Consider the following 13,553-nt stretch of genomic DNA (forward strand, 5'->3'; position numbering starts at 1 on the left):
ACAAACCGACAGCCACTGCCACTTCCGGCAGCCGCTGCGTCGCCGGGTGGATCCAGACGCTAAAACACCGGCCCGGGGGTGACTCCGGGCCGGTGCATGTCTCTGCCTTGCAGCTGAAATCCTCAGTTCCGGAAGAAGCTCAAGATCCTCAGCAGGTTCGTGTACAGCCAGACCATTGTGACCAACAGGCCGAAGGAGCTGCGCCACGACTCCGATTCCGGAGCACCATTACGGACGCCAACCTCGATGACCTCGAAGTCCATCAGCAGGCTTGCGGCGGCCAGCACAACGCCAAGGGCAGCGGAGATCCAGGCCAGCGGACCGGCACTGGCGCCGATGCTCGCCCAGCCGAGGTTCACACCGGCGAAGAGCAGAATCAGGTTGAGTAGCGACATCACGGCGTACGCAATGATCGAGGCCACCACGATCTGCGCGAGGCGTCCACGCACCCGCGCACCCAGGAAGTGGTAGGCAGCGAGCACCACGAACGCGGAGATGATCGTCCCGATCACGGCCTGCAGCACGATGCCCGGATACATGTACTCGAAGATCTTGCTCCAGGCACCGAGCATCAAGCCTTCGACGATCGCGTACGCGAAGACCGCGGGGACCGAGACCTTCTGGCGCATTGAGACGATCAAGACAGTCACGAACGCGACCAGCGAACCCACGATCGCGATCGGATAGAGCATCGAGACCGGAGCCAGCATCCAAGACACGCCCGCAGCGGCCACCATCGTCAGCATCAGAATCGCCGTCTTGGTGATGACGTCGTCGATGGTCATTCGTCCGGCGGCCTGCTGTGGCTGCGGGGTATAACCGTATCCGTTCTGATAGCCGTAGGAATCGGTCTGGGCGTAGCCACCCTGCTGCTGATTCGGGTTGTAATACGTAACCGCATTCCGGCCCGTCAATACGGGATTGTTACTGCGCACCAGCGTCCTCCTGCTTGTCATCGGCATCGCTATTCGCGGCGTCGCTGTCATCCTATTCGAGTCGAGCGCCCTAACCAATGAGGGATGTCCCCGGCGCCAGCGGTTTCGATGTCATCCCGCAGTGCAGGTCGTACACTCTGGTCTATGTCGACGCAGACGATGATGGACGCCGAAGCGTTCCGTTCCGTGCGCAAACCGATCCCCAGCCGAGCCGAGTCACGCGCCTACGGCAAGAGCCTGCGGATCAAGGTTCCGCGCGCCACGTTGGGTTACTGGAGACCTGCGGACAACCGTCCCGATCCCATCGAACAGATCATGGAGTCGCATCTTGGACGCGTTCCCCGGCTGATCGGCGTGCGTGTCGCCCGGATGGCGGCCTCCCCCTACGGATTCCTGCGCGGCGCCGCGAACGTCTGCGCCAGCGACTGCGCGTCCGTGCCCGCGACCGGCATCAACGCGATCATCTGCGGAGACGCCCATCTCGGCAATTTCGGTTTCTATCGTTCGCCCGAGGGTGAGCAGGTGCTCGACCTCAACGACTTCGACGAGGCGCATCCCGGCCTGTGGGAATGGGACATGCGGCGGCTCGTCGCGAGCGTGTACGTGGCCGGGCGGCAGAACCAGATGAGCGAGGAGCAATGTGGCGAGGCCGTCAGGGCGTGCGTCACCGCCTACCGCGACGAGCTCGCAAATCTGGCTCAGGTTCCGCTGCTGGCCCGCAGCTTCCTGCGGGTTGACCTGGCACGATTGGGCGAGACTGTGATCGAGCCGTCGCTACGCGACCAAGTCTCCCGCGCGGCCGCGAAGGCGAGGCAGCGCACCAGCGATCGCGCGCTACCGAAACTGACGACCAGCCAGGGCGGTGCGCTCGAGATCAGGCCCGACGGCGCCCTGCTGACCAAGGTCTCGGACGCCCGCTTCGAGCAGATCACCCAGGCCCTGGATGACTACCTCGGTACCTTGCCGCTGCAGTGGCGCCGGGTGATCGGTGGCTACCGACTGGTCGACTGCGCGCACAAGGTGGTCGGCGTCGGCTCGGTAGGACTTCGGGCGTTCATCGCGCTGCTGGAGGGTTCATCGCCCGACGATGTGATCTTCCTACAGCTGAAGCAGGCCCAGCGCTCGGTGCTCGCGCGCTTCACTCATGGCTCGAAGGCATGGCACCCCCATCAGGGCCAGCGCGTCGTGGAGTATCAGCAGGCCTTGCAGACCGCCAGCGACCCGCTGCTGGGCTGGGCCACGCTGCCCGCGTTCGCCGAGCACAGCACTTCGACCTATCTGGGTCCGTACACCGAGATGCCGGGCTCGCCCGCGCTGCAGGTCTATGTGCGCCAGTACCGCAATATGAAGGGTGCGGTGGTCATCGACGGCCTCGGCGCCGAGGCGGTGGCCGACTACGCTCGAGTGCTCGGCCTGCTGCTCGCCAAGAGCCACGCGCGTACCTCCGGCGCGTCCAGGATCGCCGGTTACCTCGGCGGCTCGGACGCAGCCGCGCAGGCTTTTGCCGCGTTCGCCAGGGCCTATGCCGATCAGACTGAGGTCGACCATGCGGCCCTGCTGCGCGCAGTGCAGGCAGGCCGGCTGCCGATCGATACCTCAGCCGACGAAAAATAGCGAGGAGCAGGCGCCCGATCACCGACGCGACACCCAGCGATAATTCATTGCAGCGTCCTAAACTCGCACCATGACTTCTTCTCTGGTGCTGGTGGGTAATTCGAAGGACGGCACGATCAATACCTTCGATCTGAGCGGCGATCGGCTGACACCGCTCGCGGTCAGCGAGGTCGGCGCTCCCGGGCTTCCGTTGGCCGTCGACGCTCGTCGCGATCTGGTCTTCGCCGGGACGACCAAGCCATTCGGGGTTGTCGTATTGAAGCTCGATCGAGCCTCGGGCACGCTGTCACCGATCGGACGCGCCGATATCGATGGTTCTGCCGTCTATCTGAAGCTGAGCGACGACGGTTCGAGGCTCTTCTGGGCGTCCTACCACCAAGGTGTGGGCGGGGTGCTGGCCGTGGCCGAGGACGGCTCACTGTCGCCGCTCGGCGAAACGATCAGCTACCCGAATCTGCACAGCGTGCAGGTCAGCTCCGACGGTGCCTTCGCCTACTACGTCTGTCTGCACGACGATCTGGTGGTCCAGTACTCGGTGGACGCCGAGACCGGCCTGCACCCGCTGGATCCGCCGACGGTGGCGGCGCCGGCCGGCTCTGGACCGCGGCACCTGATCTTCTCGTCCGATGAGACCTCGGTCTATGTGAACACCGAATACTCCGGCGAGGTGCTGCACTACCGGCGCGATACCAGCTCCGGACGACTGGCGTTCGTCGCAGCACAGACCTGCATGCCGACCGATCGCGGCCTGAAGCACAGCCGGTTCGGCGCCGATCCTCGCGCCGAGGGGCTGATCTGGGGCGCCGATCTACACCTGGACGAATCCGAGACCCGGCTCTACTGCTCCGAGCGCAACCAGGCGACGATCACCGCACTCGACATCGCCAGCCATGGTGTGCTCGGCGGAGTCACCGCCCATTCCAGCGTGGTCGCCCAGCCGCGTGGTTTCGCCGTGTTGCCGAATGGGGATCTGCTGGTCGCCTCCGAGCTCGACCGGGTCGTCGGACAGTATCGTCCGGATGTCGACTCCGCGTTGACGCTGGTGGAGACCTTCCCGGCCGGCCTGGGGGCTTACTGGATAGAGGTCATCGACCGCTGACCGGGAGAACTCCCTGCTGGGGCAGCGGACGGAAGGCCTTGCACGCGAGGAGAACGATGACGGTCAACGCCAGCACCGGCCAACCGCCCCAGCCCATGATCGTCCCGCTGAGGGTGTCGACGGTGAAGTCTGCGTCCGCGAAGATGATCATGAACGATCCGGCCGCCGCGTTCAGGGTGCCATGGCCGAGCGCCGCAGGCCAGACCGAGCCACCTCGTTGTCTGAGCCAGGCCAAGATCGCGCCGACACCCGTGGTAAGGACGCACATCGCCGCCAGCCCCAGCCCGGGATTGCTCGGATAGTTGTAGCCGAGCAGGATCAGCGGAGCATGCCACAATCCCCAGATCACGCCCGAGATGAGCACGCTCGGCAGCGGGCCGACCAGCACGAGCAATCGCGGGAACAGAAAGCCTCGCCAGCCGATCTCCTCGCCCGCAGCCGGAATCGTGTTGAGCACCGAGCCGACGATCACGTTGACGAACTGCAGCGCCCAGATCAGTCGCAGCGGCATGCCCAGCGATTCGACCGAGGTGCCTCCCGCGTCCAGTTGCGAATCGAGCAGGACCCGGAATCCGGAGAGATTCGCCAGGTCGAATTGGTAGGTACCGAGCAGCGCGCTAGAGGCCAACCCAAGCAGGACCACCAGAAAGATGACGACCATGCCGAGCAGCAGAAAACCGATCGTCCGGCCGGCCGAGGCATGGGGCTTGATGCCCAGGCTCACCAGCACCGGACGATGCTCGACGAATTTCGTCACGATCACCGCTGCGATCGTCGGGGTCAACATCATCAGCACAGAACAGACCGTGAACAGCGGGCTGGCGAGCCCATCACCGAGCCACAGCGGCATGCAGACGAGCCAGGCCAGGCCATAAGCGATCAGACAGTAGATGATGACCGGCCGCCAGCCGGACGAACGACTCTGCTGGACTGGTTCACTCATTCTCTCTCCACCAGATGCTCGTCGTTCAAGCCAGCGACCATTTCGGTTTGATTTCCCGATCCTACAGCTCAGTGTCGGGCTGGCGGGTCATTGGTGAGACCGTTGCGGTGGGCGTAGATGATTGCGTGGGCGCGGTCGCGGAAGTTCAGTTTGAAGAAGATACGGTTGATGTGGCTCTTGACGGTTGCGGGTGCGAGGTTGAGCTGTTCGCAGATCTCTGGGTTGGATAGTCCCTGGGCGATGGCGTGGAAGACGTCTTGCTCACGGGGGCTGAGGATGTTGATGTCGCGGATGGTGTCGTCGAGTTGGAGTTGTGGGGCAGGTGTGATGCGGCGCGTGTACATCTCGATGAGTTGTTTGGTGATGCGTGGTTCGACGATCCCTTCGCCACTGGCGACGATGCGGATGGCTTGGGTGATGGTTTCTGGTGGACTGTTCTTGAGGATGAAGGCGCTGGCGCCGGCGTCGAGTCCACCGAAGGCGTATTCGTCGAGGTCGAATGTGGTGAGCACGATGACGCGGGTTGCGGGGTGGTTTGTAATGATGCGGCGGGTTGCTTCGATGCCGCCGATGCCCGGCATGCGGATATCCATAAGGACGACGTCTGGTTTGGTAGCGGCTACGAGTGGGAGTGCAGTTTCGCCGGTGCGCGCTTGACCGACGACGGTGATGTCGTCGGTGGCATCGAGGAGCAGGGTGGTGCCTTGCCTAAAGTACTCCTGGTCATCGACGAGGACGACTGTGATTGGTGGTGGGGTGCTCATGTTGGTGGGGTTTCTGCGTTATGGCGGGTACGGAGGATGGCGTGGGTGCGCCAGCCACCTTGTGGACGTGGTCCGGCGTGACTGGTGCCGTTGAATCGTTGGGTGCGGGCGGCGATTCCATATAGGCCGCGGCCGCTGCCAACGCTGGAGGTATGGGTATTGGTGGCGTTGTCGGTGATGGTGATGTCGATCTGCTGGCCGGTGTTGTGGACTTCGACATCTATGCGGGTGGCTGATTGGGCGTAGCGCAGCGCGTTGGTGAGGCCTTCTTGGATAATGCGGTAGATGGTGAGTTGGAGTTCGGGGTCGGCTGGTGGCAAGTCGCCGTGGCGGGTGAATCTGACGGGCATGCCGGTGGATCGGAATACCTCGATGAGGTCTTCTAGTGATTGCTGGGTGGTTGCGGGGTCGGTGCTGGTGTCGGTGTCGGGGAAGAGCTGGAGGGTGCGGTTCATTTCGGTGAGGGCACCGCGCCCAATTTCGGAGACCTTGGCCATGGCTTCGGCTGATCGTTGCGGGTGTTTGGCCCAGGCGGATGCTGCGCCGTTGGCGAGGGCGACCATGGTGGATAGTGAGTGGGCAGTGACGTCGTGCATGTCGGCTGCAATTCGGGCACGTTCGGTGATGCGGGCCCGTTCGGCGCGTTCATCCCAAATAATGGCCAGTAGCCGGGCTCGTTGTCGCTGCGCACGTACTGATAGCCCGATGGCTAGTGCGATGATGGCCGGGGCGTCGAGGAGTGTGGGTGAGGTCCTGGCTGGTTGGTGCAGGTAGCTGGCCAGGGTGGCGGTGATTGGGATGGCGACTCCGAGCCCGTAGCTGAGGAGGGCTCGTCTGGGGCCTTGCAGGTTAGCCACGGTGTACAGGGCGAACGCGAAGGGGATGCTGACGTAGTTTTGTTGCCACAGGATTGAGCAAATGGTGCCGGCTACGACCGCGATGATCAGCATGGTCGCCGGATGGCGACGCCGCCACGCTAGTGGGAGTGCGGTAAGCGCTACTACTGGTATGCGAGCGGGATGCTCAACGATGGGTTCGGTCAGTGTTTGCATGGCGGCACAGCCCGCGACGACCGCCCACTCGGTGCCGCGGGGGTGGCGGGCCAGCCAGTCACGGATCGGCCACAGGCGGCGCGCGATGTCGTCCCAGTCGCCTTCGGCGTCAACGGGTCGGTCTGCCATACCTATCCTCGCGCTCACGCATTTGCTCGGTGCATCGGGTCTGGGACGTCGGCTGGTGGTGTCCCAAGGCGGGGGTGCCTGGCTGGCTATGCGTCTCGCCGATGGTAGGCAATGCCAGCCATCACGACCACGATGAGGGTCCAGAATAGCAGAATACCGAAGCCAGCCCATGGATCCAGGCTGCCTGGTTCGATCACCGTGAGGAGGCGTGATCCGGCTTGCAGGGGAAAGTACTGGGTGATGATGGCGCCGGCGGCAGAGAAGATTTGCGGCACGTAGGGCACAATCAGCATCAATGCGAGCACGACTAGCACGCTACCGACGACGCTGCGCACCAGCACTCCGACAGCAAGGCCAAGGATTGGCAGCACCGCCAGATACAGCCCCGAGCCGAGAACTAGCCGCACCGCGTCGGAAGTGGTGAGAATGTAGGAATAGCCGCCTCTCGCCAAGATGACTGGTGCAAGTACGTAGCCGATCCCGGCCGAGACCACCCCGATCACGAACCCGATCCCAGCGACGATCACGGCTTTCGCTGCCAGTACCGGGGTTCTGGTTGGTGTGGCAAGCAGGGTGGTTTTGATCTGGCCGGAGCGATATTCGTTGGTGATGACCAGCGTGGCCAGGATAGCCAGGATCAACCCGATGTACGCGGTCTTGTCGATCACCATTTCCGGGTATGGATCGTAGTCGGACTGAACCGAGCCGCGATCACGCAGCACGTAGGCCCACGGCATCAGCACCGCGTTCGCGACGATCAGGACAAAGGTAACCCCCGCCAGGACCTTGTTCGAGATCAGCCCGCAGAACTTGATCCACTCAGAGTTGACTGCACCGGTAAACCCAGCCCGCACCGAACCCATCTGTTGCTGGCTGGCCTGGGCTGGGTGGTGTTGAGTGAGGGTTGGTGCGCAGTGCGACATGAGACTTCTCCCTTTGCTCTACTGGTAGCTGGTGCTGGTGTATTCGACGGCATCGCGGGTGATCGCGTTGTAGGCGTCTTCAAGGGTTTGGTGGACCGGTGCCAGTTCGTGCAGCACGATGCCGTTATCGAAAGCGCGGACGGCGATCTGTTCAGCTGTGATCCCTTCAAACTCCAGCAGGCCGCGCTGATCCGAGTGCGTGGTCACCCGGTCACTGGCCAGTAGTTCGACCAGTTCCTGGGCACGGTTGGTGCGCACGAGCACCCTGGGACGCTGATCACCGGTGAGTTCGCTCAGTGGAGCGTCGGCGATGATCCTGCCACGCCCGATGATGACGAAATGATCAGCGATCAGCGCGAGCTCACTCAGCAAGTGGGAGGACAAGAACACGGTCCGTCCCTCATCGGCGAGTTGACGTAGCAGGTTGCGTACCCAAGTAACACCTTCGGGGTCCAATCCGTTGACTGGCTCATCAAGGATCAGGATTTGAGGGTCGCCCAGCAAAGCTGCCGCGATTCCAAGCCGTTGCCTCATACCAAGAGAGAACCCACCGACCTTGCGGCCCGCTACGCCCGTTAAGCCGGTACGGCCCAGTACCTCTGTGATCCGAGATCGGCCGATCCGGTGCGTCGCGGCAATCGAGGCTAGATAGTTCCACGCTGTCCGTGACCGGTGCGCTGCACCTGCGTCCAGCAAAGCCCCCACCTCCCGCAGCGGGGCAACAAGTTGGGCGTAGCGTTTCCCGCCGATCAGCGCTTGCCCACTGGTGGGATGATCCAAGCCCACAATGCAGCGCATCGTGGTGGACTTACCTGCCCCGTTTGGCCCCAGAAAGCCAGTGACCTGCCCCGGCTGCACAGTGAACGAGGCACCTTTAACCGCAAACGCCTGGCCGTACCGCTTACTCAATCCAGTGACCTCAATCACCATCAACCGCACCGCCTTGTCTGATCGATTACCCTCGGATGACAACGACGCTAGAAGCACACCCGACGGTGGCGCTTCAACCCGTGGTTCCAAACCCGTAGCTTCTACTGGCTCTCACACAGGTACCCGACGGACAGTTCGGGCCAGATAGCGTTGCGCCGTCCAGCAGCCGACCCGCAGCAGCGTCACTCCGAGCCCCAAGCAACCGACGATGACCAGCGCCGACCAGGGCGAGGTCACCACCGCGATCGCCGTCAACGGAAATGTCGCCACGACGGCGAGCACAACCGGTCCGGCCACCGCCACGCCGACCGGCGTCATCACCTGCCGCCGGTGCGCAGTCTGCAGTTCCCGTACCGAGGCACCGAGCCGGGTCAACGCCACATACACATCGGCACGTTCGATGATCGCAGCAATCTGATAGGCCACGCTGCTGCACGCGACCAGCACAAAACTGCACACGGTGGTCAGCACCACCACTCGGCCGATATCACCAAAGAACCCGACCTGAACTGCACTCAACTGGGTAGGCCCTCGCCCCACAGCATCAAGAAACCCCAAGACGGACACCGATGGCACGATTAAGAAACTCATCAACGCCAGCACTGATACCTGCCGCCACGCCGCGCCCGGATCGTCCAGCAACGTTCGGCCAACCACCAACTCGACCGGTGTGTAGTCAGCGCGCAGCAACCGCTTCGCGCCCAGCACCACCAGATAGGGCCCCAGCAGACCCCAAACTCCCATCAAGACGATCATTGCGATGACCAGCACCACGATGATTCCCACCACGCCCCAACTCGCTGTCACCACTTGCAACAACACCAGGCATGCGACAATCCCCACCACCGAAATCACTAATCGAACCCACCCCACCTGGCGGGCTTGGACACGGCTGGTCGTCCCCATCGGAGCGGCAATCGCCTGACGCATCCTCGCCAAAGCACTGCCAACGATCAGGCCCACCAGACCCAAACCCACCCCAACCGCCAACTCCCACGGTGGACGGTCGCCTCCAGTAACCCCGCCCAGCGGCATTAGCCAGGTCAGCGTCGCCACCACGTTCGAGCATCCCCATCCGACCAGCAGCCCCGCCACCGCGGACCCCAGCGCATCAATGGTGACCAACAACCTGGTCTTGCCCACCGACAACCCCATCAGCCGTAGCACCGCGATCCGATCCTCCTGCTGGCGGGCGCGCAGACGCGCTGCCGCACCCACCGCGCCCGTGACCGGCACCACCAGCGTCACCACACACCAAACGGCCAGCACGGCGTATCCCACGTAGCTGTCTCGCAACAGCCATAACCGCCATGCCACCTCCAACACCGTGAACCCGACCAGCCCCGCCACGCCCGCCGCCACCATTGTCGGCGCGGCATCCCGGGCCGTCCGGCCAGATGGATAAACTAACCATCCGAGTTCGACCGGATTCATCCCTGGGCCCGCCGTTCCGTGATCACACCGTCACGCAACTCGACGACCTTGTCGCACGCGGCCGCCACATCATGGTCATGGGTCGCCACGACCAACGTGCGGCCCCTGCCAGTGGTCGCAGCCAGCAGCAGCCTCATCACCGCCGCGCCAGTCTCTGGATCCAAAGCCGCAGTCGGCTCATCCGCGAACACAATCCGCGGGCCGGCAGCAACCGCACGCACGATCGCAACCCGCTGAGCCTCACCACCCGACAGCCGACCGGGCCGTTGCTGTCCAAGGCCTTCCAACCCCAACTCTCCCAATCGGGCATCAGCCGTTGCCAACGCGTCTCGTTTCGCCACGCCGGCCAGCAAACACGGCAACGCGACGTTCTCCTGCGCAGTCAGTTCCGGCAGTAACAAGTCTCGCTGGAATACAAGCCCCAAATGCCTCAGCCGCAGAGCTGTCCGCTGCGGCGCTGCCAACGCAGACACCTCCACCGCACCATCAACAGTCGAATGCAGCACCCGCCCAGCATCCGGAAGGTCAATACCAGCCAGCAGATGCAACAACGTCGACTTACCAGAACCGCTCACCCCCATGATGGCCACCGAGCTGGACGCGGGCACCCTGAGAGTGGCTCCCGCCAACACCAGCCGGTCACCGAATGCCTTCCGCAGCTCGAATGCCCCCAACTCGCCGGTCAGCAACACCCCAGACGGCCCCGATGCCCCAGCACTCACGACGCTCATGCTGCGCACCATAGGGACCGGACTACGTCTGATCCACCAACCACGGGTTGATTGTCCGCGCGAGTGTGTCCTCATAGGTTCTGTCACGTGCGACAGCACTGATCGAGTGCACTCGCATTCGGTCATCCAGGCAAGTCAAGAAAGGTAGAGAAATGTCAAAGTCTGTTTACGAGGCCCCGTCGATGGTCAAGATCGGTGGGTTCGATGAGCTGACCAACGCCACCCGTCGTGGCTACTGGATCGACTTCTTCGGCGGTTGGTGGCTCTGAGCGCTGACTCCCGTAGGAATTTACCGTAAGACAGGTGGCCGCCTGCCTCGTGGCTTCAGCGATGTGGCAGACGGCCATCTTGATGGACCGGAAAGGGAAGCTGTGGAGATATGCATTCTGCCTGACACTGATCGGGCGGCCGGGATCGCCGAGCACCTCCAGCGAATCGGTTACGGGCGTATGGTCAAACATGCTTCAGGCAGGCCTTGGGTGATCGGTTCATGGACAGACACGCAAGTGCATATGGTGAGATCACGAGCGTCACGCCTGCTGCTATTCGGGACAGCGGATCTTGGCAAGCCGCGATCCGAGGCTGAAACTGCCCAGCTAGTGGACCACATCGACACTCTTTACGAGCACGTAGCCGGTTCCTATCTCACCATTCTGGCGCGGGATGACGCAAGAGTCAGGGCGCATGGCACTCTCTCGGGAACACATCAAATCTTCTGCTCCCGAGTCGACGATGTCACCGTCGCAGCGAGCCGAGCAGCATTGCTAGCTGAGCTTGCCGGTTCGAGTGTCAGGACGGAACTTATCTCAACGTTGCTGTTGGCGCCACGCGCGCCGTGGCCGCTATCCGACGAACCGCTGTGGGAGGGTGTGCGGCTGGTGCCCTCAACTCACAGCATCACTATTCAGCCGGATGGCTCGGCTTCGACTGTGCCTCGCTGGTCGTATCCCGCTCACCGGGAGCCACTCACTGAACTTGCTCCGCAATTGCACTCAGCGCTCCACGCAAGTGTCGCTACCCGCGCAGCGTTAGCACCCGTCTTGAGCAGTGACTTGTCCGGAGGACTCGATTCGACCACGCTGGCGTTCTTGGCGGACGAGCACACAGACGATCTGCTCACGGTTCGACAGAACGCCCGCGACGTTACCAACGATGACGCCCACTGGGCAGTGCTAGCCAGCAGCAGAATGCGCTCTCGACGTCATATCCAAATCAACCCGCACGAAGCAAAACCTTGGTACACCGACTGGTCCGCGAATGCTGACAACGACTTGGGTTCCCCCTATCCGGCGCTCCGTACGCTTGGGCTCAATCGATGTCTGGCTCAGCGAGTGGCCCAGCATGGTTCTACACTGCACCTGACTGGACTAGGCGGCGACGAACTATTCTCCACGTCCTTCACTCATCTTCATGCACTCATCCGCCAGAATCCGCTGCGGGCTCTACGCCCCGTTCGTGGCATGCAGGCAATCGCCCGCTGGAAGACCGTGGCGACCTACCGCGCCCTCATCCACTCTGAGCCGCACGCGACGTGGCTACGGAACATGGCTAACAACCTCACCTCCGGCTTGACCATGAACCCTCAGGTTGACTGGGAACCCGAATCGCGGATGCCGCCTTGGGCAACGAAAACCGCAGTCGAGTCCGCCAGAGATCTCATCCACGACTCCGCCAAAGCAATTCTTGCCGAAGCTGACAGTATTCCGGTCATCGATTTCGAGATGTTGCGGCTGGTTAACGCAGACGGCACCCTAATCCGAAGAATGTCACAGTCCGCACAGCAATATGGGGTCGACTTCGAGGCTCCCTTCCTAGACGACAGGATCGTTGATCTCGCGTTCCGAGTACAGCTCACAGATCGCGTCGCTCATGGCGTCTTCAAACCTGTTCTTCAAGCCGCCATGCCAAACACGATCCCACCCGAACTACGCACCCGCAGGTCTAAAGGTGACTACAGCGCGGAAGCCTACGCAGGCCTTGCTGAGAACCGCCCCTCAATGATCCGCGAATTCGAGACCGGCTCGCTGCTTCACGACCAAGGCCTCATTGACGCTTCAGCGTTTTGCGACTTCCTCACCGCAATACACCCAAGCACGGAGCCTCTGCGGTTCCTCGATAACACACTGGGCACTGAAATCTGGTTGCGTTTTGCCCTTCAGCATCAAGGAGAACGACATGCCACACTCTCTCGCCAACAATTTTAGGTTCACTCAAGTCGAGGGTGGTGGCGTACTGCTCGACCTGACAGATGGGGAATATTGGCAGCTCAACCAGACCTGCGCAGATCTCCTCCAATCGGTGATCGATGGGCATTCCGTTGCCCAAGTCACCATCGCGCTGAGCGAGCAGTATCCCGACAATTCAGAGCGCGTCGCCAGCGACGTCAACTCGATCCTGAATCAGCTACAAGAGATCGGAGCAATCATCGAATGAGTGACTTTGTCGTCGTGGCCCGCTCCGACACACGATTGACCCCGCCAAGAGGCCTGGCCGCACTTATCGCAGTCGTCAGCGCCCGATATTTAGCGAGGAAACCACCAGCAACGATCGAGAAGCATCTGAGGCGTATCAGTCGCGCCGCTAAGCCAGCCAGCATGGACGAGACCCTTGCTGCTCACAAGGCCGTAGTGACGGTCAGCACACGCTGTTCGGGACGATGGTGCCTTGACCGATCCATCGCCATAGCGCTCCTGCTGCGGATGGACGGCGTCTGGCCGGAGTGGCACACCGGCGTGTGCCTACTGCCTTTTCGTGCTCACGCCTGGGTCGAAGTCGATGGTGAACCTGTTGGGGAACCCAACGGTTTGAAGGATAACTTCCAGCCACTCATGACCGTATGCGCGGGCAGGGCCGTTTCATGACCACAAACCACGGCGACGAGAGCAGGGCAACTCAAGGCGTGTTTTCCCTCTTAGCCACCCAACTGCGTCCTCATTGGAAGCGCTTCGGTGTCGCTGTGCTGCTGAGCGTTGGCGCATCTACGTTGAGCCTAGCCCAAC

14 protein-coding genes are annotated in these 13,553 nt (G+C 62.4%); 6 read left to right on the top strand and 8 right to left on the bottom strand.

Annotation, left to right across the window (positions count from 1 at the left end):
• Window positions 1-122 precede the first annotated feature (122 nt).
• Window positions 123-935 carry a Bax inhibitor-1/YccA family protein gene (locus AAFP05_RS08875; RefSeq protein WP_341729500.1) on the bottom strand — a complete coding sequence of 271 codons (813 nt, stop codon included), beginning with the start codon at window positions 933-935 and terminating at the stop codon, window positions 123-125.
• Between the two features lie 144 nt (window positions 936-1,079).
• On the opposite strand from AAFP05_RS08875, the gene AAFP05_RS08880 reads away from it, so the two are divergent.
• Window positions 1,080-2,549 (top strand): DUF2252 domain-containing protein, encoded by a 1,470-nt coding sequence (locus AAFP05_RS08880; protein ID WP_341729501.1) that lies wholly within the window; start codon window positions 1,080-1,082, stop codon window positions 2,547-2,549.
• 70 nt (window positions 2,550-2,619) lie between these two features.
• Window positions 2,620-3,648 (top strand): beta-propeller fold lactonase family protein, encoded by a 1,029-nt coding sequence (locus tag AAFP05_RS08885; RefSeq protein WP_341729502.1) that lies wholly within the window; start codon window positions 2,620-2,622, stop codon window positions 3,646-3,648.
• Here AAFP05_RS08885 and AAFP05_RS08890 read toward each other — a convergent pair.
• The 7 genes from AAFP05_RS08890 to AAFP05_RS08920 all read right to left on the bottom strand — a co-directional run bounded on the left by AAFP05_RS08890 (window position 3,635) and on the right by AAFP05_RS08920 (window position 10,554).
• Window positions 3,635-4,591, bottom strand: coding sequence for a CPBP family intramembrane glutamic endopeptidase (locus AAFP05_RS08890; protein WP_341729503.1), 957 nt, complete (start codon window positions 4,589-4,591; stop codon window positions 3,635-3,637). The genes AAFP05_RS08885 and AAFP05_RS08890 overlap by 14 nt on opposite strands.
• A gap of 68 nt (window positions 4,592-4,659) precedes the next feature.
• Window positions 4,660-5,355 carry a response regulator transcription factor gene (locus AAFP05_RS08895; RefSeq protein ID WP_341729504.1) on the bottom strand — a complete coding sequence of 232 codons (696 nt, stop codon included), beginning with the start codon at window positions 5,353-5,355 and terminating at the stop codon, window positions 4,660-4,662.
• A complete protein-coding gene (locus AAFP05_RS08900; RefSeq protein ID WP_341729505.1) occupies window positions 5,352-6,536 on the bottom strand; it encodes a histidine kinase in 1,185 nt (394 codons plus the stop codon). Before AAFP05_RS08900 ends, AAFP05_RS08895 begins: the two co-directional genes overlap by 4 nt.
• 86 nt (window positions 6,537-6,622) lie before the next feature.
• Entirely contained in the window at window positions 6,623-7,399 is a 777-nt protein-coding gene (locus AAFP05_RS08905; protein ID WP_341729506.1) for an ABC transporter permease subunit, read from the bottom strand.
• Window positions 7,400-7,477: 78 nt separating this feature from the next.
• Window positions 7,478-8,389, bottom strand: coding sequence for an ATP-binding cassette domain-containing protein (locus tag AAFP05_RS08910; protein ID WP_341729507.1), 912 nt, complete (start codon window positions 8,387-8,389; stop codon window positions 7,478-7,480).
• A 111-nt stretch (window positions 8,390-8,500) separates the two neighbouring features.
• Window positions 8,501-9,739: a hypothetical protein gene (locus AAFP05_RS08915; protein ID WP_341729508.1), complete on the bottom strand. Its 1,239-nt coding sequence runs from the start codon at window positions 9,737-9,739 to the stop codon at window positions 8,501-8,503.
• 80 nt (window positions 9,740-9,819) lie between these two features.
• On the bottom strand, window positions 9,820-10,554 hold the full coding sequence (locus AAFP05_RS08920; RefSeq protein ID WP_341729509.1) for an ABC transporter ATP-binding protein: 735 nt from the start codon (window positions 10,552-10,554) through the stop codon (window positions 9,820-9,822).
• 152 nt (window positions 10,555-10,706) lie between these two features.
• Between AAFP05_RS08920 and AAFP05_RS08925 the strand changes: the two genes are divergently transcribed.
• The 4 genes from AAFP05_RS08925 to AAFP05_RS08940 all read left to right on the top strand — a co-directional run bounded on the left by AAFP05_RS08925 (window position 10,707) and on the right by AAFP05_RS08940 (window position 13,415).
• The gene (locus AAFP05_RS08925) at window positions 10,707-10,823 is read left to right on the top strand and encodes a lasso RiPP family leader peptide-containing protein (protein WP_341729510.1); all 117 of its coding nucleotides are present in this window, start codon (window positions 10,707-10,709) and stop codon (window positions 10,821-10,823) included.
• A 243-nt stretch (window positions 10,824-11,066) separates the two neighbouring features.
• Window positions 11,067-12,758, top strand: a complete 1,692-nt coding sequence (locus AAFP05_RS08930; RefSeq protein ID WP_341729514.1) for an asparagine synthase-related protein — start codon at window positions 11,067-11,069, stop codon at window positions 12,756-12,758.
• Window positions 12,730-12,987: a PqqD family peptide modification chaperone gene (locus AAFP05_RS08935; protein WP_341729511.1), complete on the top strand. Its 258-nt coding sequence runs from the start codon at window positions 12,730-12,732 to the stop codon at window positions 12,985-12,987. The genes AAFP05_RS08930 and AAFP05_RS08935 overlap by 29 nt, the downstream gene beginning before the upstream one ends.
• Window positions 12,984-13,415 carry a lasso peptide biosynthesis B2 protein gene (locus AAFP05_RS08940; RefSeq protein WP_341729512.1) on the top strand — a complete coding sequence of 144 codons (432 nt, stop codon included), beginning with the start codon at window positions 12,984-12,986 and terminating at the stop codon, window positions 13,413-13,415. The genes AAFP05_RS08935 and AAFP05_RS08940 overlap by 4 nt, the downstream gene beginning before the upstream one ends.
• Window positions 13,416-13,553: the final 138 nt, after the last annotated feature.

The sequence above is a fragment of the Brooklawnia sp. genome (assembly GCF_032229645.1).
Lineage (GTDB): Bacteria > Actinomycetota > Actinomycetes > Propionibacteriales > Propionibacteriaceae > Brooklawnia.